Consider the following 20,739-nt stretch of genomic DNA (forward strand, 5'->3'; position numbering starts at 1 on the left):
GGCGCCGCTCCACCGGCTCAGTGATGCTTCCCGCCATGCTTGCGCGCCCGATGCTCGGCGCGCTTCTGCAGCAGCGCCGGCATCAGCTCCTCGATGTACTGCCGCGCCTGCCCGCGCGTCACGATCTCGCTGAAGCGCTGGTGCGCCTTGTCCTGGCCGACCAGCGCCGCATGCGCTTTCCTCAGGATGTGCAGATACGCAATCAGGCTCGTGCCGTCGCGCACGGGCAGCGCGTCGCGCGGGTCCGGGGTCGTACTCATGTTCCGATCCTTTGCGGACAATCCGTCCGGCACGTAGTCGTCACGAGCGCCAGCAGGTCGTTGGCGAGGCGGTCGCGATCGGTCAGCGGCGCAACGCCGAACAGCCGCTCGAGCGTCGCGGCGACCGATGCATGGTCGTACGGCGTGTGGTCAACCTGCCCGGCCGCGACCCATGGCGAGATCACGATCGCCGGCACGCGCACGCCGTACACGTCGAAGCCGAAGCCGCTCGCGTTCAGCGTCGCGGCCGCGCCGTCGTTCGGCGGCGGCGCGGCGCCCGGCTTGACCGAATCGTAGAAGCCGCCGTGCTCGTCGTAGACGATCACGAACAGGCTGCTGTTCCACACCGGCGAATTGCGGATCGCGTTGTACACGCGCGCGGCGAGCTGGTCACCGCCGGCCAGCCCGTCCATCGGATGCTGCGAGCTGCCGTTCTGATAGGTGCCGTGCACGATGTCGCCGTAGCCGGGCTCGATGAACGTGTAGCGCGCCGTGTAGCCGGCCGCGAGATCGGCTTCGAAATGCGCGAGATCGTCGACGTCGAAGAAGCTGATGCCCTTCAGCGATGCGACCTGCGGCACATGGCCGAGCGGATCGCCGGTCTGGTCCTGGTAGATGCGCCAGTTGTCGTCGCCGAGCGCGCCGAAGATCGAGCCCTTCGGATAGGGAAAGCCGTCGAATGCGTCCCACCCGGCCATTTCTTCCTTGGTCGGCGAATGGTCAAGCCCGGCCGACGACGCGCCGTGCAGGAAGAAGCGGTTCGGCCAGGTCGGCCCCGGCATCGACGCATGCCACGCGTCGCACAGCACGAACGCATTCGCGAGCGCGTACAGCGACGGCGCCTGCGTCGCGACGTCGACACCCTGCATGATCTTGCCCGCGTCTGCCGGCTGCGGCGGCGTGCCTTCCGAATGTGACGTCGCGTAATTCGACACGAAGCCGGAATTGGCGACCGGCGGATAGGCCTGCCCTTTCACGAACGGCACGCCCGCGCCGCAGAGCTGCTCGAGCACGTCGGTGAATTCGTGGCACGGGTCGGTCGGCATCCGGTCGGGCGCTCCGCCGCCGAACGGATAGACCGCGCCGCCATACGCGTTGCTGTTGCCCGGCGACGCGGCGACGATGTCGGGGTAACCCGACAGCGCGAACAGGTGATCGAAGGAGCGGTTCTCGAGCATCAGCACGAACACGTGCTGGATGCGGTCCTGAACGGACGGGGATGCGGGGGCTGCGTCTGCACTCATGGCGCCTCCTGGCGTCGGGCGACGAATGTCCGGCGGGCACGATCGTTAGCGCGCTGAATGCGACTGAAGGGATTGAAAGCCGCGCGCGGGCCGCGAATTGCCGACGAGTGTACGACCGCGCCGCCCCGCGCGTAAAGCGTCGTACGAGCCGCGTCGCGGCATGCCCGTTCAGCCGTCGGCCGCTGCGGTTTGCAGCGTGACGACATCGCGCCGCGGCGGCGCGCCGAACATCCGCGCGTATTCGCGGCTGAATTGCGACGCGCTTTCGTAGCCGACGCGATACGCGGCCGATTCCGCGTTCGCCGCGCCCGTCACCATCAGGTGCCGCGCTTCGAGCAGGCGCAACTGCTTCTGGTACTGCAGCGGCGTCATCGACGTCAGCGCCTTGAATTGCCGGTGAAACGCGGACGGGCTCATTTGCGCGACGGCGGCGAGTTCCTCGACGCGGACGGCCTCGGCGAACTGGCCGCGCAGCGCATGGATCGCGGCGACGACGCGCTGGGCGTGACCGTTGGCGAACACGACGCGCGAGACTTCGCCGCCGTGCGGGCCCGCGAGCAGCCAGTAGCAGATCTCGCGCATCACGAGCGGCGCAACGACCGGAATCGCGGCCGGCGTATCGAGCAGCCGCATCATCCGCAGCACGCAATCGGCGAGCGGCCCGCCGAAATCGGTCACGCAGACGCCATGCCCGATCGGGCCGGCCGCCTGCGCCGGCGCTGTGTCGAGCCGCTCGAGCACGTCGCGCATCATCGCCAGGTCGAATTCGAGCACGATGCCGAGGAACGGTTCGGTCTCGCTGGCCTTCACGATGCGGCTCGTCGCCGGCATCTCGACGCTGACGACGAGCGCGCGGCCGGGCCCGTAGTCGTAGCGCCGGCCGCCGAACGTCGTCCACTTCGCGCCCTGCACGACGACGCACAGCGCCGGCTTCATGATCAGCGGCGCGGGCAGCCGTTCGCGGTTGGAACGCAGCAGGATCAACCCGTCGATCGCTGTCGCGAACCGGCGTTCGTCGCCCTGGTCGCCGGTCAGTCGTGCGACGCGTTCGACCAGTTCGTCCGACATGGTGCAGCCCTCCGTATCCCGATGTGCGGATGGTACACGCGGCGCCGCGCGCTTCGGGGCGGCCGGGCAGGATCAGGCAAGAACGCAGCCGGTTCCGGCATTCAGCGGGCGCGTCGGCCGCCGTACGCTTGCGGCTGTCCGACACCGACCTCGACCAGGAGCACAGCATGACTGCAGCACATTCCCCCGGTTCCGCCCCGAAAATCGCCATTGTCACCGGCGGCAGCCGCGGACTCGGCCGCAATACGGTGCTTCACCTCGCGCAGCGCGGCGTGCGAACGATCTTCACATACCGCGCGAATCGCGCGGAAGCCGATCGCGTCGTCACACTGACCGCCGAAGCCGGGCAACCGGCGCTCGCACTGCCGCTCGACACCGGGGAACCCGCCACGTTCGGCCGCTTCGCCGAACAGCTCCGCGACGCGCTTTCAGGCTGGGGCGCCGACCGTTTCGACTTCCTCGTCAACAATGCGGGCACCTCGCATCACGCGCCGATCGCCGAGACGACCGAAGCCGATCTCGACGCGCTCTATCACGTGCACTTCAAGGGGGTGTTCTTCCTCACGCAGACGCTGCTGCCGCTGATCCGCGACGGCGGCCGCATCGTGAACGTGTCGTCGGGCCTCACGCGCGTCGCGTTGCCCGGCAGTGCGGCCTACGGATCGATGAAAGGCGCGGTCGAGGTGCTGACGCGCTATCTGGCGAAGGAGCTGGGGCCGCGCCGCATCGCGGTGAACGTCGTCGCGCCGGGCGCGGTGGCGACCGACTTCAGCGGCGGGATGGTGCGCGACAATCCGGAGGTCAACCGGCGCGTCGCGGAATGGACCGCGCTCGGCCGCGTGGGCGAACCCGACGACATCGGGCCGATGATCGCGTCGCTGCTGTCGGACGACAACCGCTGGGTCAATGCGCAACGCATCGAGGTGTCGGGCGGGATGGCGCTCTGAGCGTTGACTTTCGCCGATCGGCCCGATACGATCGATGCACTTTCAAGACGCCCTCCCGGTCCGCCGGGAGGGCGTTTCGTTTTGGTTCCCCAACCAGACGGAAACGACTTGAAATGAACCCGATCGACATCTCTCCCGCCGCCAGACCGGCCGGCAACCACGACGGCCTCGGCTACCTGCGGCACGGCACGGGCCCCGAACGCGTGATGGTCCTGCACGACTGGCTCGGCGACGCGACGAACTACGCGGCGGCGCTGCCGTATCTCGACGAAACGGCCTTCACGTACGTGTTCGTCGACCTGCGCGGCTACGGCGCCTCCCGGCATCTGAGCGGCACGTACACGATCGACGAAATCTCGGCCGACTGCCTCGCACTCGCGGATCGTCTCGGCTGGCAGCGCTTCCACGTGATCGGCCATTCGATGACCGGCATGGCGACGCAGCGGATCGCGGCCGATGCGCCGTCGCGCATCAAGAGCGCGATCGCCGTGTGCCCGGTGTCGGCGGCCGGCAACCGCCTGGGCGACGACGCGCGCGCATTCTTCGCGAGCACGACGGTCGACGACGACGCGTTTCGGCGGCTCGTGCGATTCGTGACGGGGGGATTGTCGGCGCGCTGGGCCGACCTGAAGCTGCGGCAGAACCGCGAACGCGTGGCGCAGGGTTGCCGGCTCGCGTATCTCGACATGCTGACGGGCACGGATTTCGTCGACGACATCCGCGGGCTCGACACGCGCTTTCTGGTGATCGTCGGCGACAAGGATCCGGGGCTCGACGCGGCGGCGATGCGGGCGACGTTTCTCGCCTGGCATCCGGACGCCCGACTCGTGAGGATACCGAATTGCGGGCATTACCCGATGCAGGAATGTCCGCCGTACTTCGCGATGATCGTCGAGGATTTCCTGCGGGACGCGGCCGCCTGAGCGTTGCGCACGCGCGGCGGCCGGTAAAGGCGGGGTTGGCCGCCGCGGCATGACAGCGCCGCCGGCGACCGGCGAACGGCATGCAACGTGCCGTTCATCCGGTTCGTCCGGCCGCGTGGCCGGACGGGTTTCGACCAGGTGCGCGATGTGCCGCGCACCGATCGTGGCCGCTTAACGGCGCGGCTGCCCGGTTCGCGGCGGACGCGGGGAATTCGCGTCCTTGTGCCGGAAGTTGATACGGCCCTTGGTCAGGTCGTACATCGACAGTTCCAGCGTCACACGGTCACCCGCGAGAATGCGGATGTGGTTCTTGCGCATGCGGCCCGACGCATACGCGCCAACCACCACGCCGTTTTCCAGCGTGACGCGATATTTGCTGTCCGGCAGCACTTCGTCGACGATCCCGTCGAGTTCCAGCAGTTCTTCTTTTGCCAAACCAATTCCTCCAGACAAGGTGATAGACCGCGGCCGCGGCGATCTGCCCGGCGCCGTATCCCGTAGCGGGACGGCCGCCGGCAGGCTGCCGGGGATCGGTTCGTTCAGACGGGCCTCGGGCCTGTCTTGCGATCGGAGCCCGGCGCGTTGCGGCGTTCGGGCGGTCGGTGGCGGCGGCGGGATGAGCGCCGCGCAAGTCGGGACCGCGCCGGCTACGACATGGCAGCGGTCTGCTCAGGTTGATGCGGTGATGCGCTCGCGAAGCGGCGAGCGCTTTACGAGGACGTTGCGTCGCACGCCGTTCAGGCATGCGGGAGGGAGGCGTCACGACCGATGCATCGTGAATGTCGCGATGCATCGGTCGTGCGCATCGGAACGCGCTGGCGCCGCCAGAGCGGCGCCTCGCGCGAAACTCCATCCGGCAGCGGCCACCGACTGGCGGCCGATGCCGATGCGGCTTACTGCGGCGTGATGTTCGACGCTTGCAGACCCTTCGGGCCGCGCTTCACTTCGAAGCTGACCTTCTGGCCTTCGGCCAGGGTCTTGAAGCCCGTGCCGCGAATTTCCGAGAAATGGGCGAACAGATCGTCGCCGCCGTTGTCCGGGGAGATGAAACCAAAGCCCTTGGTTTCGTTGAACCACTTGACGGTACCGGTATCCACAAAAACTTCCTTAATACAAATAATTGAACATGCGCCCGTGACGGGCACAGAAAGAATCAAAGAGGGAGAGACCAACGACTGCCGCACGGAGTGCGGCCAATGATGAGCAATCGAACTTCTTGAACACTTCGACCGTAGACACTACGCCGTCGCAACCGTTTCGTCAAGCCCTTTCGATGCAGCGCAACATGCGATCCCCGCGAGCGCCTTACGCGGCGGGCGTGACCGGCCGACGGGACATATTTCGATGCATCCCCGTTTTCGGCCGGCCTGCCCGCTTTTTACTGCGGCTCGAACACGTGATGCAGCGCCGGCGGCTCGCTGCCGTCGCGAATCCGCATCTCGAACGCCTTGCGCGCGACGCTCGTCGGCCGCACGTCGGCCACGTCCAGGTAGAACTGCGAATACCAGTCGCGCATCTGGTACAGCGGCCCGTCGCCCTCGCACAGCAGCGGGTTGTCGATCCGCGTCTTGCTGTGCCAGATGTCGACGTCCTCGTAGAACGCGCGCTGCGCTTCCTTCACGTACGCGTTCGCGATCTCCATGTTCTGCTCGTCGGTCAGCCCGGCCACCTTCTTCACGATCACGCCGTAGCGCAGCTCGAAGCTGTTCATGTCGATCGGCACGTGGCAGTTCAGCAGCACCGAATGGATCGGCTGCCCGCCGCTCTGCCCCGTCATCTGCGTGATGTGCACGGCCGGCCCGAAGTAGGTCGACAGCGCGGTCAGGGCGTCGCCGCCGAGCTTCTCGCTGCGGCCGACCATCAGCTGCGTCGCCTTGTGGTCCTCGAACAGGTTCGCGAAATAGTCGATCGGCGCATGGTGCACGGTCGCGAAGTGCGCGACATCCGAGATGTTGTCGACCAGTTCGCGGCAGTTGGCCTGGATCACCATCTTGTCGACGACCCAGTCCGACCATTCGTCTGAGAAGCACACGTCGAGGCGCGGAATCGCGACATCGGCCGGCGGCGCGTTGCCTTCCGGGTCGTTCCACACGAACAGCAGGTTGTTTTCCTCGCAGGTCGGCCACGCGCCGATGCGCGCCTTCGGCGGAATCCGCTTGCAGTACGGGATCGACGCGCACTGCCCTTCGCCGCTCCACGCCCAGCCGTGGAACGGGCATACGAGGTTGTCGCCTTCGACCGTGCCGAGGCTCAGGTCGGCGCCCATGTGCGGACAGTACGCATCGACGATGTTGACCTTGCCGGTCGAATCGGCGAACGCGGCGAGCTTTCGGCCGAAGACGTTCAGCGTGTGCGGCTTGCCGTCCTTGTAGTCGCGGGCGAGCCCGAGGCAGTGCCAGCCGCGCGCATAGCGCTGCGCGAGCGGCTGGGCTTCGATCTTGTAAGGGCGTGCGGACATGTGGGTTGACTCCTTCTGTGGGAGAGCGCGCGGCGGCCCGCCGCGCGCGGGGGAAATGGGGCGCGCCGTTCAGCGCATCGGATTGCCGGGTTCGAGCGCGGGCGACGGCTTCAGCGGCACGGGGGCCGCCGGCGACGGCTGCTGCTGTTGCGACACGCGGCGCTCGGCACGCTCGACGCCGAGCCACGCGGCGAGCGCGGGCAGCAGGAACACCGCGCCGAACAGGTTCACGAGGAACATGAACGCGAGCAGCACGCCCATGTCGACCTGGAACTTCAGCGCGGAGAATGCCCACGTACCCACGCCGATGAACATCGTGACGGCCGTGAACAGCGCCGCCGTGCCGCGCTGGCGCATCGCGTCGGCGAATGCGTCCGGCAGCGTCGCGCCGTGGCGGAGGTCGTGCTGCAGGCGCTCGTACAGGTAGATCCCGTAGTCGACGCCCACGCCCACGCCGAGCGTGATCACCGGCAGCGTCGCGACCTTCAGCCCGATGCCGAGGCGCGCCATCACCGCGTTGCACAGGATCGACACGAGCGTGAGCGGCACGATGATGCACAGCACCGCGCGCCACGAGCGGAACGTCACCGCGCAGAGCAGCGCGATCGCGCCGAAGATCGACAGCAGCATCGCGATCTCCGCGTCGCCGACAGCCTCGTTGGTCGCGGCCATCACGCCGACGTTGCCGCCTGCAAGCCGGAACGCGACGTTCGGCGTCGGGTTCTCGGCCGCGAAGCGCTTGATCTCGTCGACGATGTGCGCGATGGTCGTGCCCTCGTGGTTCTTCGTGTAGATCAGCACCTGGATCGCCTTGCAGTTCGCGGTGTTCATCCCGTTGTCGGGGTCGAACGCGTTGGAACCCTGCGTGAGCCCGTCGCTGGAGCGCGGCAGCGCGGCCCAGCGCGGGTTGCCTTCGTTGAAGGCGGCGATGAACACCTTGCCCTGCGACGACACGCTCGTCACCGACTGCACGCCGGCCACGCCGCGCATGTTCATCTCGAACTTCTCGATCGCGCTCATCACCGGGTAACGCAGGCACGCGTCGTCGAAGCCGGTCGTCTCGACGATCACCGACAGCACGTCGACGCCGATGTTGTACTGGTGCGTGATCGCCGCGTTGTCGATGTTGTAGCGCGAGTTCGCACGCAATTCCGGCGCGCCCGTGCCGATGTCGCCGATCTCCAGCTTGCGCGATTCGAGCGTGCCATAGGCGAGCAGCGCGAGCGCCACCGCGAACACGCCGAGCGCCGGCGCCGGCCGCGCGAACACCGCGAAGCGCGACCACATCCGGCTGCCGCCGGCCGCCGCCGTGCGCTGTGCGCGCGCCAGCGTGCCGCGTTCGAGGCGCGTATAAGACAGCAGGATCGGCAGGAACACCTTGTTCGTCACGATCATCAGCAGCACGCCGAGGCACGCGGTGATGCCGAGCTCGCGCACGATGTCGATCTTGATCCGCATGATCACCATGAAGCCGAGCGCGTTGGTCAGCAGCGCGACGGTGCCCGGCACGAACAGCTTGCGGAACGCGTCGCGCGCGGCGTCGACCGACGACGCGCCGCGCACCAGCGCCTGCTTCCACGCGTTGGTCATCTGCACCGCGTGCGACACGCCGATCGAGAAAATCAGGAACGGCACGAGGATCGACATCGGGTCGATGCCGAGCCCGAGCAACGGCAGCGAACCGAGCAGCCAGACGACCGGCAGCAGCGCGACGACGAGCGCGAGCACGGTGGTCTTCAGCGAGCGCGTATAGGCGAACAGCAGCGCAGCCGTCACGAGGAACGCGAGCGCGAAGAACGCCATCACGCCCGCGATGCCGTTCTCGACGTCGCCGACCAGCTTCGCGAAGCCGATGATGCTCACGTCGATGCCCTGCTTCGCGTACTTCGCGCGGATCTCCTCGAGCTGGCGCGCGACCGCGCTGTAGTCGAGCCGCTTGCCGGTGGTCGGATCGGTCTCGCGCAGCTCCGCGCGGATCAGCGCCGACTTCAGGTCGTTGCCGACGAGGCGGCCGATTTGCCCCGAGCGCGCGACGTTGCGGCGCACCTTCGCGAGATCGTCCGGGTTCGCGCTCGAGAACTGGCCGGGCACGACGACGTCGCCGCGGAAGCCGGCCTCGGTCACCTCGGTGTAGTGGACGTTCGGCGTGAACAGCGAGAACACGCGCGAGCGGTTCACGCCGGGGATGAAGAACACGTCGTCGGTCGCATGGCGCAGCGCGTCCATGAACGTCTGGTTGTAGATGTCGCCGTCGCCCTTCCAGCGCAGGCTCACGAGGATCGTGTTCGCGCCGGGGAACGCCCCCGCATAACGCTCGAACACCTGCATGTACGGGTGCTGCATCGGGATCATCTTGTTGAAGCCCGGATCGAGCTTCAGGCGCGTCGCGGACAGTCCGAGCGCCAGCGTCACCGCGACGCACAGCAGCATCAGCAGCTTGCGTTGGCGGATGATCGTATTGGCGCAGCGCTCGACGAACGTCGCGAGGCGCGACGCGGGAGCGGCTTCAGGGGGGCGTGACAGGTCGTTCATGGATTTCTCGTGTCGGTACTGGCTGGCGATGCGAAACGAACGGAAGCGTGCGGAACCCGGCGGTCGCGTCTGTCGCGGCCGCCGGGGCCGGGCGTCAGGACGGCGACGCGGCGAGCGGCGCGACACCCGCTTCGCCGCCGAGCAGCAGCGCACCGTGGCCCATGTCGAGCACGGCCGCGAGGCTCTGCACGCCGCCGAGCTTGCGCACGTCGAAGGTCAGCCCGCCGTCGCGCGACGCGACGATCGCACCACCCTGGCCGACCAGCACGAGTTCGCCGTCGGCAAGCTGGGTCGCACCGAAATACGACACCGGCACATGGCTGTCGACGTGCGTCCAGGTCGTGCCGTGATCGGTGCTGCGCACCACGTTGCCGCGCATCCCGTATGCGACCCAGTCGCCGTTGGCGAGCATCAGCGCGCCGAACAGCGAACCCGCGTACGGCGACGCCAGCTTGTCCCACGTGACGCCGTTGTCGGTCGAGCGCAGCAGCGTGCCGCTTTCGCCCGCGATCAGCAGGTTGCCGTGGCCGTCGCCGACGATCGCGTTCAGGTGGCGGTCGCCGGCCGGCGTCTTCACCGTCTGCCAGTTGACGCCGCCGTCGTTCGAGCGCAGCAGCTGGCCGAAGCTGCCGGCCGCGAACAGCGGGCCGTCAGCGGTGCCCCATACGGACAGCAGCGGATCGGAATGTTCGTGGTCCATGTGGACCTCGCGCCAGTGCACGCCGCCATCGTCGCTGCGCACGATCCGGCCGTCGTGACCGACCGCGATCCCGAGCGTCGGCGTGATGAAGCGCACCTGCGTGAGCGTCGACGCCTGGTCATGCGCGATCGACGCCGGCCGCCAATGGGCGCCCGCGTCGTCGCTCAGCAGGATCACGCCGCGCTCGCCGACCGCGACGATGCGCGTCGTGCCGGCGCGGGCGAGCCCGTTGATCTGCAGCCGGTCCGCGTGGATCGCGGTGACCGGGAACGCCGGCAGCGGGCGCGGCGAAAACGCGAACAGCGCGGCGCCGAGCACCAGCGCCGACATCGCGAGTCCGGGCAAAGTTCGTTTCATCGCTTGTCTCCTGTTTCTGCGTTCGACGGCGGCGCGCGCCGAAGCGCCCGCCACCGTCGGCTGCAAGTCTCCGGGCCGTCGGTCGTTGCCGCGGCCTCGAATGGTCCTGACTGGATGGCCGCGTGTGCGGTGCGGCCTGTCCGCGTACCGCTAGGCGCCGACTTCGAACAGCGCAGCGGCACCCATCCCGCCGCCGATGCACATCGTCACGACCGCGTGCCGCACGCCGCGCCGCGCGCCTTCGAGCAACGCGTGCATCGTCATACGCGTACCCGACATCCCGAACGGATGGCCGAGCGCGATCGCGCCGCCGTCGACGTTCAGCCGGTCGCCGGGGATGCCGAGCGTGTCGCGGCAGTACAGCGCCTGGCACGCGAACGCTTCGTTCAGTTCCCACAACCCGACGTCGCCCACCGTCATCCCGAAGCGCGCCAGCAGCTTCGGAATCGCGAACACCGGGCCGATGCCCATCTCGTCCGGCTCGCAGCCGGCCACCGCGAGGCCACGGAACGCGCCGAGCGGCGTCAGCCCGCGGCGCAGGGCCTCGCTGCGCGACATCACGACCACGGCCGCCGCGCCGTCCGACAGTTGCGACGCATTGCCGGCCGTCACGAACTCCCCTTGCTCGACGACCTTGCCGCCGCTCCACGACGGCTTCAGCCCCGCGAGCCGCTCGGCCGTCGTGTCGGCGCGCACGCCTTCGTCGCGGGCGGCGTTCACGTCCTCGTGACCGGCCGGGTTGCCTTCCTTGTCGAACAGCGCGCGCCGCACGTCGAGCGGCGCGATTTCGGCATCGAAACGACCGGCCGCCTGGGCGGCGGCCGTGCGCTGGTGGCTCTGCAGCGCGAATTCATCCTGTGCGGCGCGCGAGATCCCGTAGCGGCGCGACACGATCTCGGCCGTTTCCATCATCGCCATGTACGCAGCCGGCTGGTGGTCGAGCACGGCCTGCGAACGCGCGCGATACGCGTTCTTGTGCTTGTTCTGCGTGAGCGAGATCGACTCGACGCCACCCGCGACGACGATCCGCGTGTCGCCCGCGCCGATGCTGCGCGCGGCGCTCGCGATCGACATCAGGCCCGACGAGCACATGCGGTCGATCGCCATGCCGGGCACCGACGCCGGCAACCCGGCCGCCGCCGCCGACAGGCGGCCGATGTTGTAGCCCTGCGTACCCTGCTGCGCGGCGCAGCCGATCAGCACGTCGTCGACGTCGGCCGGCGCGACGCCCGCGCGTTCGAGCGCGGTGCGCACGACGTGGCCGCCCAGCGCGGGCGCCTCGGTGTCGTTGAAGATGCCGCGAAACGCCTTGCCGATCGGCGTGCGTGCGACGGAAACGATGACTGCGTCTTCCATGTTTCTGACTCTCTAGAAGTAATAGCGGCTGATCGTGTCGGCGACGCAGCCGGGCTTCGCTTCGCCCTCGATCTCGACGGTCACGCGAATCCATGCCTGCACACCGCCTTCGAGCGGCTCGACGCGCAGCAGCTCGCCGACGCCGCGCACGCGCGCGCCGACCTTCACCGGCGCCGGGAAGCGGATCTTGTCGCAGCCGTAGTTGACGCCGAGCCGCGCGCCGTCGATACGCACGATCTGCGGCAGGAAGTAATTGACGAGCGACAACGTCAGGTAGCCGTGCGCGATGCACGCGCCGAACGGGCCGTCCTTCGCGCGCACCGGATCGACGTGCACCCACTGGTGATCGCCCGTCGCATCGGCAAAGCCGTCGATGCGGATCTGGTCGATCGCGAGCCACGCGCTCGCGCCGAGCGTGTCGCCGACGGCCGCGACGAGTTCGCCGGGATGCGCGAACACGCGGGGCGTCGAATGCACCGGGTCGAGGGACGTGTCCATCATGCGTGCTGGCTGCTGACCGACAGCACTTCGCCCGTCATGTACGACGCGTAATCGCTTGCAAGGAACACCATCACGTTCGCGACCTCCCAGACTTCGGCGGCGCGCCCGAAGGCTTCGCGCGACGCCAGTTGATTCAGCAGGTCGGCCGGAGCCGACTTCTTCAAAAAATCGTGCATCGCAATGCTCGGTGCGACCGCGTTGATGCGCACGCCGTATGGCGACGCCTCGAGCGCCGCGCAGCGCGTGAGCGCCATCACGCCCGCTTTCGCGGCCGCGTAGTGCGCTTGTTCCGCCTGCGCGCGCCAGCCGAGCACCGATGCGTTGTTGACGATCGCGCCGCGGCCTCGGGCCTGCATGTGCGGCAGCATCGCGCGCGTCATCCGGAACGTCCCGGTAAGGCTAATGTCGATCACGCGCGACCATTCGGCATCGTCCATATCGACGATGCGGGTCGACCCGCCGAGCCCGGCGTTGTTGATCAGCACGTCGACGCCGTCGAGCTTGTCCTGTGCCTGCGCGACCAGCGCCTGCACGTCGGCCTCGACCGCAACGTTGCACAGGCGGCCGTAGATCTGTTGCAGCCCCGTTTCCGCCCGCAGCGTCTCGACGGCCTGTTCGAGACGCTTTTCGTGGATATCGGAGATGAACAGCGCGCGGCAGCCTTCCTCCGCGCAGCGGCGCGCGGCCGCGAAGCCGATGCCGGCGCCGGCGGCGGCCGTGATCAGCACCGATTTGCCGGCGAGCAGCTGGTGGCCCGGCACGTACGCCGGTGCTTTCTGGATCTGGGGTTCGGTCATGCTGTGCCTCGTGGTTCTCTGGGCATGCCGAGCCCGCGCTCGGCCATGATGTTGAGCTGGATTTCGTTGGTGCCCGCGTAGATCGTGTCCGCACGGGAGAACAGGAATACGCGCTGCAGGTGGGTGAGTTTTTCGTCGGCCGGATCGATCACGTTCGCGCGGGGCCCAAGCGCGTCCATCGCGAGCTGGCCGAGGTCGCGGTGCCAGTTCGACCAGAAGTACTTGTAGATCAATGCCTCGCGGCGCAGCGGCGCGCTCGCATCGTTATCGTCGGCGCCGGACAGCATCCGCAGCGCGTTGTAGCGCATCACGCGCAGCCCGGCCCATGCGCGGCCGATCCGCTGGCGCAGCATGGGATCGCGATCCGCGCCCGATTCGCGCGCGGCGTCGATCACCCATTCGAGTTCGCGAACGAACTGCATCTGCTGGCCGAGCGTCGACATCCCGCGCTCGAAGCCGAGCAGCGTCATCGCGATTCGCCAGCCGTCGCCCGGCGCGCCGACGAGGTCGCGCGCTTCCGCGCGAGCGCCGTCGAAGAACACTTCGTTGAATTCCGCGCCGCCGTTGAGCTGCTTGATCGGACGGATCTCGATGCCCGGCTGGTCGAGCGGCATCAGCAGGAACGACAGCCCCTTGTTGCCCTTCGACTCGGGATCGGTGCGCGCGAGCACGAAGATCCAGTCGGAATCGTGCGCGAGCGACGTCCACACCTTCTGGCCGTACACACGCCACGTGCCGTCCGCGTCCTGTTCGGCGCGCGTGCGCACGTTCGCGAGGTCGGAACCGGCGCCCGGCTCCGAATAGCCCTGGCACCAGAACTGCGTACCGGCCAGGATGCCGGGCAGGAAGCGCGCGCGCTGGTCGTCGGTGCCGCACGCGACGAGCGTCGGCCCGAGCAGCCCTTCGCCGATATGGCCCATCCGCCCGGGGCCGCCCGCGCGTGCATATTCCTCGTGGAAGATCACCTGTTCGGCCACCGAGAAGCCGCGCCCGCCTGCGGCGGTCGGCCAGCCGAGGCCTGTCCACCCTCCCTTCGCGAGCGCCTGTTCCCACGCCTTGCGCAGTTCCGGCCACGCTTCCTCGTCGCCGGGGCCGCCGCGGTACTTCAGGCATGCGAATTCGCCGGTCAGGTGCGATTGCACCCAGTCGGCCACTTCGTGCCGCAATTGCTGTTCGCGCGTTTCGCTGTTCATTGGAGTGCTCCTGCGCGCGCGGCCGACGGGCGTGATGCGGCTGCGGCCGATGGCTCGAACGCGTCGTCACGCTGCAATGCGCCGCCGTCGATCGCATGACGTGCAATCCATTCGAGCAGTTGCGGCGTGCTGCCGAACTGCGCGCCCGACGCCTGTGCGCGCTTGAAATAGAGATGCGGGTCGTATTCCCACGTGAAACCGACGCCGCCGTGCAACTGGATCGCTTCCTGAGCGCAGAACGCATACGCGTCGTTCGCGGCGGCCTTGGCGGCCGCGATGTCGGCGCGCAGCGCGGTGTCCGGCGTCGCACCGGCTTGCGCATCCCACGCATGTGCGGCGCCCAGCACGGCCGAGCGCGCCGATTCGATCAGCACCATCATCTGTGCGCAGCGATGCTTGACGGCCTGGAACGATGCGATCGCGCGGCCGAACTGCACGCGCTGGCTCGTATAGTCGAGCGTCAGGTCGAGGCACTGCTGCGCGCCGCCGAGCTGTTCGGCTGCCAGCGCGAGCGCCGCGAACCAGCCGGCGCGCTCGAGCACCTGTGCAACGGTAGCGCCGCTGGCGAACAGCGCGTCGCGGCTTACGCGCGTGTCGTCCAACGCCACACGCGCGATCGGCCGCGTCGCGTCGAGCGTGTCGAGCGCCACGACGGTCAGGCCCGACGCCGTTGCGACATCGATCGCAAACAGCCCGATCGACTGCCCTTCGTTCGCGATCCGCGCGGGAATCAGCAGCAGGTCCGCGCGTGCGCCGTCGATGACCTGCCCGATCTCGCCGGACAGCGCATAGCCGCCGGCCGCTCCTTCCGCGACGACCGGCAGTTGCCGCCCGCCGGCCGGCAGGTCGAGCGGCAGCGCCAGCGTCGCGCTGCACGCGCCTTCGGCGATCTTCGCAAGCCAGTCGCTGGCCATCGGCGTGTCGCAGCCGGCCAGCGCGGTCGCCGCGAGGCAAGCGGTCGGGAAATACGGCACGCACGCCACGCGCCGGCCAAGCTGTTCCATCAGCACCGTTTGCTCGACCGCGCCGAGCCCGAGCCCGCCTGCCGATTCCGGCAGCGCGAGCGCGTTCCAGCCGAGCTCGCCCGCGAGCGTGGCCCACAGCCCGTCGTCGCGGCCGGCCGACTGTTCGAGCGCACGGCGCACGTCGGCCGACGCGCTGCGTTCGGCGAGCACGCCGGCCGCCGCGTCGCGGATCATCGCCTGTTCGTCGGTGAGCGCCAGATCCATCGCTCAGCTCCCGTACACGCGCTGCGCGGGCCGCGCATCGGCGAGCAGCTGCGCGACCGCCGGGCCGACCTCGGCGGCCGCCCAGCGCGCGCCGCGATCGACGCTCGGGCCCGTCCGCCAGCCTTCGGCGACCGCGATCATCCCGCCCGCGACCTCGAACACCTGGCCCGTCACGTCGGCCGACAACGTGCTGCCGAGCCACACGACGAGCGGCGCGACGTTGGCCGGGTCGAAATAATCGAAGCCGCCGTCTTCGGGCTTCTTCATCATGTCGGCGAACACGCCTTCGGTCATCGACGTGCGCGCGGCCGGCGCAAGTGCATTCACGCGCACGCCGTAACGCTGCAGCTCGACCGCCTGCATCAGCGTGAGCGCGGCGATGCCGGCCTTGGCCGCGCCGTAGTTCGACTGGCCGATCGAGCCTTGCAGGCCGGCGCCGGAACTCGTGTTGATGATGCGTGCGTCGACCGGGTTGCCGGCCTTCGCCGCGTCGCGCCACACGCGCGCCAGCACGCTCGACAGACAGAAGTGGCCGCGCAGGTGCACGCGCATCACGTCGTCCCAGTCGGTTTCGGTCATGCTCGTGAACATCTTGTCGCGGCAGATGCCCGCGTTGTTGACGAGCACGTGCACGTCGCCGAACGCTTCACGTGCCGCGTCGACGATCCGCTGCGCGGTGTCGGTCTTCGTGATGTCGTCCGCATTCGCGAGCGCGCGGCCGCCGCCGCTGCCGCTTCGTTCGGCGATCTCGTCGCACACGGCCTGCGCGGCCTCGTGCCGGATGTCGTTGACGACGACCGACGCGCCTTCGGCCGCGAACGCCAGCGCGTATTCGCGCCCGAGCCCGCCGCCCGCGCCGGTGATGATGACGGTGCGTCCGTTACAGATTCCCATGCTTGTGCCTCGTGGATCGTGAAAGTGACGCGCTCACAGGCGCTCGATGATCGTGACGTTCGCGAGGCCGCCGCCCTCGCACATCGTCTGCAGCCCGTAGCGGCCGCCGGTGCGCTCCAGCTCGTGCAGCAGCGTCGTCATCAGCCGCGCGCCAGTCGCGCCGAGCGGATGGCCGAGCGCGATGCCGCCGCCGTTCGGGTTGGTCTTTTCGTGCGGGAAGCGCGTGTCGGCCAGCCATGCCTGCGCGACTGACGCGAACGCCTCGTTCATCTCGACGACGTCGATCTGCGACCAGTCGAGCCCGCTCTTCGCCAACGCGGCCTTGGTCGCCGGGATCGGTGCGGTCAGCATCCACAGCGGATCGTCGCCGAGCACGCTCAGGTGGTGAATGCGCGCACGCGGCGTCAGGCCGTAGCGCTTCAGCGCGTCTTCCGAAACGATCAGCAATGCGGCGGCCGCATCGCAGGTCTGGCTCGCGACGGCGGCCGTCAGCGAGCCGCCCGGCGTCAGCGGCTCGAGCGTCGCCATCTTTTCCAGCGACGTGTCGGGGCGCGGCGTCTCGTCGTGCATCACGCCTTCGAACGGCACGATTTCCCGTTTGAAATGGCCGGCCTCGATCGCGGCGACCGCACGGCGGTGGCTTTCCAGCGCATAACGCTCCATCGCGTCGCGCGACAGGTTCCAGTGATCGGCGATTCGCTGCGCGGCGACGAACTGCGACACCGGCGCATCGCCGAAGCGCGCGCGCCAGCCGGTGCTGCCCGAGAACGGATCGGTGAAGCCGAGCGGCGCCGCGCAGGTCATCGCGGACGAGATCGGGATCTGCGTCATCGTTTGCACGCCACCTGCGACGACGACGTCCTGCACGCCGCTCATCACGGCCTGCGCGGCGAAGTGCACGGCTTGCTGCGACGACCCGCACTGGCGATCGACGGTCACGCCAGGCACTTGCAACGGCAGGCCGGCCGCGAGCCAGCAGGTGCGCGCGATGTTGCCCGCGAGCGGGCCGATCGTGTCGACGCAGCCGAACACCACGTCGTCGTATTCATCGGCCGGAATCGCATTGCGTTCGACGAGCGTCTTCAGCACGAAGCCGCCGAGGTCCGCCCCATGCACGTGCGCGAGCCCGCCCTTGCGGCGACCGGTCGGCGTGCGCAGCGCGTCGACGATATAGGCTTGTTTCATCAGTTGGATTCCTCGAGGTCGAAGGTCTGCGCGGGGCCGATCGGCAACGCGTCGCCGAGGATCGCGTCGGCCACGCGGGCCTTGTGGAACGCGCTGTCGCCCCAGCTTCCGGAGAGCGCCCAGATGCGCTTCATGAAGATCTGCAGGTCGAGTTCCCACGTGTAGCCGATCGCGCCGTGCACCTGCATCGAGTGGCGCGCGGCGAGCTGCGCGGCCGACGTCGCCGCGAGCTTCGCGTGCGACACGAACACCGCGCGCTGCGGGTGATCGTCGGCAATCGCCTGCGCGGCGCGCGCGACCACCGGCCGCGCGAACTCGTAGCGGATCGCGACATCGGCGAGCAGGTGCTTGAGCGCCTGGTACGAACCGATTGCCTTGCCGAACTGCTTGCGCTGCGCGCTGTAGTCGATCGCGACGTCGAGCACGCGCTGCGTGAGGCCGAGCAACTGCGCGGCGACCGCGAACGCGCCGTGGTCGAGCGCGCGGTTCAGCAGCGGCGCGGCTTCGTCGGCGCTCGCGATGCGGGTGGCCGCCGACGGCTCCCAGTCGAGCGTGAACAGGCGTCGCGACGGATCGACGCTGTCGACCGCGCGCCACGCGCACTGCGCGGGATCGACGCGGTGCAGCTCGCCGCGGTGTTCGCACAGCAGCGTGTTCGCAACGTGCACGTCGGCCGCATACGGGTTCACCGGATGCACGAGCGCGACGCGCGCGCGCCCTTCGGCGATGTCGCGCAGCAGCGCGTCTCGCCAGTCGCTCGCGGGCAGCCGCGCCAGCACGCCGGCCGACACGAGCGCCGTATCGAGCAGCGGCTCGGGGCTGCCGAAATAGCCGTAGGTCTGCGCGAGCAGCGCCCATTCGGCTTCGGTCAGGCCGAGGCCGCCGTGCGCTTCGGGCACCGACACGGCGGTCAGCCCCTGCGACGCGAAGAGCGCCCACAGGTCATCCGAGCGCCCGGTCGGCGTCGCCCAGAGCTCGCGGATCAGCTCGGGCGTCATCTCGGTCATCAGCAGGCGCTTCACGCTGTCCGCGAGCGCTTCCTGGTCTTCATCGAATACGAAATCCATACGATGTCCGTTCTGTGAGGGTGGCGCCGGCGCCGTTACGCGCGCGGCATGCCGAGCATCCGTTCGGCGACGATGTTGCGCTGGATCTCGTTGGTGCCCGCGTAGATCGTGCCGGCCTGTGCGAACAGGAAGCCGTCGAGCCAGTGGCCGAGCGTCGCCTGTTGCGCGGCCGTCTGCGGGACGACTTCGCCATGCGCGCCGAGAATGTCGAGCGCGGTCTGGTGCATGCGCAGATCGAGCTCCGACCAGAACACCTTGTTGGTGCTCGACTCCGCGCCGATATGGCCGCCCTTCAGCAGCCGGCTCGCGGTCGCGTAGGTCGACAGCGCATAGGCCTGCGCATCCATCCATGCGGACACCACGCGTTCGCGCAGCGTCGGGTCGCGGTCCGCGCTGTCGCGGTGCGCGAGATACAGGTCGCGCAGCGCCTGCGCGGTGCGCTGGAAGCGCGCGGGCGAACGCAGCATCAGCCCGCGCTCGAACCCGGCCGTCGCCATCGCGACCTGCCAGCCCGCGCCGTCGGCTGCCAGCCGGTTCTCGACCGGCACGCGCACGTCGTCGAAGAAGATTTCCGCGAAGCCGGTCTGCCCGTTGAGCTGCCGGATCGGCCGCACCGTGATGCCCGGCGCGGACAGCGGCACCATCAGGAACGTCAGCCCGTGGTGGCGCGACGATTCGGGATCGCTGCGGAACAGCCCGAACAGCCAGTCGGCCCACACCGCGCGCGTCGACCAGATCTTCTGGCCGTTCAGCACGTATTCGTCGCCGATGCGGGCGGCCGTCGTGCGGATCGCGGCCATGTCGGAACCGGCATTCGGCTCCGACCAGCCCTGCGCCCACACGTGCTCGCCGGCCGCCATCGCGGGCAGGAAGCGCGCCTTCTGCGCGTCGGTGCCGAAATCCATCAGCGTCGGGCCGAGCAGGAAGATGCCGTTCTGGTTCACGCGCATCGGCGCGTCGGCACGCCAGTACTCTTCCTCGAAGATCAGCCACTCGATCAGGTCGCAGCCGCGCCCGCCCAGCTCGCGCGGCCACGTGACCATGCTCCAGCGGCCCGAGTGCAGCGTGCGCTCCCATTCGCGGTGCGCGGCGAAGCCTTCCTCGGTGTCGAAGCTCGGCAGCCGCTCGCGCGGCACGTGCTCGGCGAGCCATTCGCGGATTTCCGCGCGGAACGCCTGCTGTTGCGGCGTATAGGTCAGCTTCATGCGCGTGCCTCCTCGGCGATTGCCTGCGCGTCGAAGCGCGCGTCGCGCTTCTCGACGAACGCGGCGCGCGCTTCCGTCGAGTCGTTCGTCATGTACGCCTGCAGCGTGAAGCCCTGCTCCCAGCGGTACTTGTCCTCGAGATCGCCGTCCTCGACGCCGTTCAGCGCCTCCTTCGCGAGCCGCACCATCGCCGGGCTCTTCTCCGCGATCTTGCGGGCGAGCGCGAGCGCCGCGTCGCGCAGCGTGTCGCGCGTGACGACCTGCTCGACCGCGCCGAGCCGGTACGCTTCGGCCGCGTCGATCATCTCGCCCGTGAAATACATCATGCGAACCTTCTGCACACCGAACAGCCGCTGCAGGTGCGCGCCGCCGCCCATCGCGCCGCGGTCGATCTCGGGCACGCCGAAGCGCGCGCAATCGGCCGCGACCACGATGTCCGCCGCGCCGCAAATGCCGATCCCGCCGCCGAGCACGAAGCCGTGCACGGCCGCGATCACGGGCTTCGGGTTGCGGTGCACGGCGCGAAACGTCTCGTAGTTGCCCGCGTTGACCGCCACGATCCGCTCCGGATGCGCGGCCAGCTCCTTGATGTCGACGCCCGCGCAGAAGCCGCGGCCTTCGCCGCGCACGACGATCACGCGCACGTCGTCGTCCTCGCCGAGCGCGTCGAGCGCGTGCGAGAGCGCGTGCCAGCCCTGCGCGTCGAGCGCGTTCACGGGCGGATGGGCGATCACCAGTTCGGCGATGCCGTCTGCGCGATCGATCCGGAACGGCATCGCGCCGGCCGGTTGATTGGATGCTGTCATCTCCATTGCCTCCCTGT

The 20,739-nt window shown here is 68.9% G+C and carries 20 protein-coding genes; 2 read left to right on the forward strand and 18 right to left on the reverse strand.

Annotated features, from left to right (window positions below; all coding sequences use genetic code 11):
* Window positions 1-17: 17 nt before the first annotated feature.
* The 3 genes from HWX87_RS02550 to HWX87_RS02560 form a co-directional block, all read right to left on the reverse strand.
* Window positions 18-260, reverse strand: a complete 243-nt coding sequence (locus tag HWX87_RS02550) for a hypothetical protein (protein WP_059240443.1) — start codon at window positions 258-260, stop codon at window positions 18-20.
* The gene (locus HWX87_RS02555; RefSeq protein WP_176045521.1) at window positions 257-1,504 is read right to left on the reverse strand and encodes an alkaline phosphatase family protein; all 1,248 of its coding nucleotides are present in this window, start codon (window positions 1,502-1,504) and stop codon (window positions 257-259) included. The genes HWX87_RS02550 and HWX87_RS02555 overlap by 4 nt, the downstream gene beginning before the upstream one ends.
* Before the next feature lie 168 nt (window positions 1,505-1,672).
* Window positions 1,673-2,572: an AraC family transcriptional regulator gene (locus HWX87_RS02560; RefSeq protein ID WP_176045522.1), complete on the reverse strand. Its 900-nt coding sequence runs from the start codon at window positions 2,570-2,572 to the stop codon at window positions 1,673-1,675.
* 167 nt (window positions 2,573-2,739) lie between these two features.
* Here HWX87_RS02560 and HWX87_RS02565 point away from each other — a divergent pair, with 167 nt between their 5' ends.
* Entirely contained in the window at window positions 2,740-3,519 is a 780-nt protein-coding gene (locus tag HWX87_RS02565) for an SDR family oxidoreductase (protein ID WP_176045523.1), read from the forward strand.
* Window positions 3,520-3,632: 113 nt separating this feature from the next.
* Window positions 3,633-4,442 (forward strand): alpha/beta hydrolase, encoded by an 810-nt coding sequence (locus HWX87_RS02570; RefSeq protein WP_176045524.1) that lies wholly within the window; start codon window positions 3,633-3,635, stop codon window positions 4,440-4,442.
* A 171-nt stretch (window positions 4,443-4,613) separates the two neighbouring features.
* Here the strand turns inward: HWX87_RS02570 and infA are convergent, their stop codons facing one another.
* The 15 genes from infA to HWX87_RS02645 form a co-directional block, all read right to left on the reverse strand.
* Entirely contained in the window at window positions 4,614-4,877 is a 264-nt protein-coding gene (infA, locus tag HWX87_RS02575; protein WP_048251091.1) for a translation initiation factor IF-1, read from the reverse strand.
* A gap of 458 nt (window positions 4,878-5,335) precedes the next feature.
* Window positions 5,336-5,539 carry a cold-shock protein gene (locus tag HWX87_RS02580; RefSeq protein WP_006483056.1) on the reverse strand — a complete coding sequence of 68 codons (204 nt, stop codon included), beginning with the start codon at window positions 5,537-5,539 and terminating at the stop codon, window positions 5,336-5,338.
* A 281-nt stretch (window positions 5,540-5,820) separates the two neighbouring features.
* Window positions 5,821-6,900: a Rieske 2Fe-2S domain-containing protein gene (locus HWX87_RS02585; protein ID WP_176045525.1), complete on the reverse strand. Its 1,080-nt coding sequence runs from the start codon at window positions 6,898-6,900 to the stop codon at window positions 5,821-5,823.
* Window positions 6,901-6,969: 69 nt separating this feature from the next.
* Window positions 6,970-9,432 carry an MMPL family transporter gene (locus tag HWX87_RS02590; RefSeq protein WP_176045526.1) on the reverse strand — a complete coding sequence of 821 codons (2,463 nt, stop codon included), beginning with the start codon at window positions 9,430-9,432 and terminating at the stop codon, window positions 6,970-6,972.
* Window positions 9,433-9,526: 94 nt separating this feature from the next.
* Entirely contained in the window at window positions 9,527-10,489 is a 963-nt protein-coding gene (locus tag HWX87_RS02595) for a YCF48-related protein (RefSeq protein ID WP_176045527.1), read from the reverse strand.
* 150 nt (window positions 10,490-10,639) lie between these two features.
* Entirely contained in the window at window positions 10,640-11,845 is a 1,206-nt protein-coding gene (locus HWX87_RS02600; RefSeq protein WP_176045528.1) for an acetyl-CoA C-acyltransferase, read from the reverse strand.
* 12 nt (window positions 11,846-11,857) lie between these two features.
* Window positions 11,858-12,343: a MaoC family dehydratase gene (locus HWX87_RS02605; protein WP_176045727.1), complete on the reverse strand. Its 486-nt coding sequence runs from the start codon at window positions 12,341-12,343 to the stop codon at window positions 11,858-11,860.
* Window positions 12,343-13,143, reverse strand: a complete 801-nt coding sequence (locus HWX87_RS02610) for an SDR family oxidoreductase (RefSeq protein WP_176045529.1) — start codon at window positions 13,141-13,143, stop codon at window positions 12,343-12,345. The genes HWX87_RS02605 and HWX87_RS02610 overlap by 1 nt, the downstream gene beginning before the upstream one ends.
* On the reverse strand, window positions 13,140-14,336 hold the full coding sequence (locus HWX87_RS02615) for an acyl-CoA dehydrogenase family protein (RefSeq protein ID WP_176045530.1): 1,197 nt from the start codon (window positions 14,334-14,336) through the stop codon (window positions 13,140-13,142). Before HWX87_RS02615 ends, HWX87_RS02610 begins: the two co-directional genes overlap by 4 nt.
* Window positions 14,333-15,565: an acyl-CoA dehydrogenase family protein gene (locus tag HWX87_RS02620; protein WP_176045531.1), complete on the reverse strand. Its 1,233-nt coding sequence runs from the start codon at window positions 15,563-15,565 to the stop codon at window positions 14,333-14,335. Before HWX87_RS02620 ends, HWX87_RS02615 begins: the two co-directional genes overlap by 4 nt.
* 3 nt (window positions 15,566-15,568) lie before the next feature.
* A complete protein-coding gene (locus HWX87_RS02625; protein WP_176045532.1) occupies window positions 15,569-16,459 on the reverse strand; it encodes an SDR family oxidoreductase in 891 nt (296 codons plus the stop codon).
* Between the two features lie 33 nt (window positions 16,460-16,492).
* Window positions 16,493-17,644, reverse strand: a complete 1,152-nt coding sequence (locus HWX87_RS02630; protein ID WP_176045533.1) for an acetyl-CoA C-acetyltransferase — start codon at window positions 17,642-17,644, stop codon at window positions 16,493-16,495.
* Window positions 17,644-18,711, reverse strand: a complete 1,068-nt coding sequence (locus HWX87_RS02635; protein ID WP_176045534.1) for an acyl-CoA dehydrogenase family protein — start codon at window positions 18,709-18,711, stop codon at window positions 17,644-17,646. The genes HWX87_RS02630 and HWX87_RS02635 overlap by 1 nt, the downstream gene beginning before the upstream one ends.
* A gap of 35 nt (window positions 18,712-18,746) precedes the next feature.
* Window positions 18,747-19,916, reverse strand: coding sequence for an acyl-CoA dehydrogenase family protein (locus HWX87_RS02640; protein ID WP_176045535.1), 1,170 nt, complete (start codon window positions 19,914-19,916; stop codon window positions 18,747-18,749).
* Window positions 19,913-20,728: an enoyl-CoA hydratase family protein gene (locus HWX87_RS02645; protein ID WP_176045536.1), complete on the reverse strand. Its 816-nt coding sequence runs from the start codon at window positions 20,726-20,728 to the stop codon at window positions 19,913-19,915. The genes HWX87_RS02640 and HWX87_RS02645 overlap by 4 nt, the downstream gene beginning before the upstream one ends.
* Window positions 20,729-20,739 lie beyond the last annotated feature (11 nt).

The sequence above is a fragment of the Burkholderia sp. BCC1644 genome (assembly GCF_902833225.1).
In the GTDB taxonomy this organism is placed as follows: Bacteria; Pseudomonadota; Gammaproteobacteria; order Burkholderiales; family Burkholderiaceae; genus Burkholderia.